Origin of the sequence: Romboutsia sedimentorum (assembly GCF_030131845.1) — a bacterium.
GTDB lineage: Bacteria > Bacillota > Clostridia > Peptostreptococcales > Peptostreptococcaceae > Romboutsia_D > Romboutsia_D sedimentorum.
Genome location: NZ_JASKYM010000036.1, coordinates 1 through 523 on the forward strand (window position 1 = coordinate 1; position 523 = coordinate 523).

Genomic DNA, 523 nt, shown 5'->3' on the forward strand with positions numbered 1-523 from the left:
ATAACTGGGGTGAAGTCGTAACAAGGTAGCCGTATCGGAAGGTGCGGCTGGATCACCTCCTTTCTAAGGAGAATTGCCTACTGTTTAATTTTGAGAGTTCTTATTTTTTTTTGAAAAAAATGAAAACTTTATTGACATAAATCGACATTTATAGTAAAATATTTTTTGTTGAAAAAAGTTAATGATCTGGGGGTGTAGCTCAGCTGGGAGAGCACTTGCCTTGCACGCAAGGGGTCTGGAGTTCGATCCTCCACATCTCCACCATTTTAAACTTAATTGTTTGAATAAATAGTACTTTGAAAACTGTATAACATTTAGTGATATGACATCATTTTAAATATGAAGAAGATAACTTTTAAAAATATCATCGAGAAGATAAACTCTTTAAAAATCAAATTTTTAGTACTTAATAAACTGAACGTATGTGAAGTTTGTTATTTACGATAACTTTTAATAACTTGGTCAAGTTATTAAGGGTGCAGGGCGGATGCCTTGGCACTAGGAGCCGATGAAGGACGCGATA

The 523-nt window shown here is 34.6% G+C and carries 1 tRNA gene and 1 rRNA gene; both read left to right on the forward strand.

The annotated features are described in order from the left end of the window. Positions 1–63: ribosomal RNA gene (locus QOZ84_RS16555) — 16S ribosomal RNA — on the forward strand; the annotation flags it as partial. A 125-nt stretch (positions 64–188) separates the two neighbouring features. After that, positions 189–264: transfer RNA gene (locus QOZ84_RS16560), tRNA-Ala, on the forward strand. The last annotated feature ends 259 nt before the right edge of the window (positions 265–523 follow it).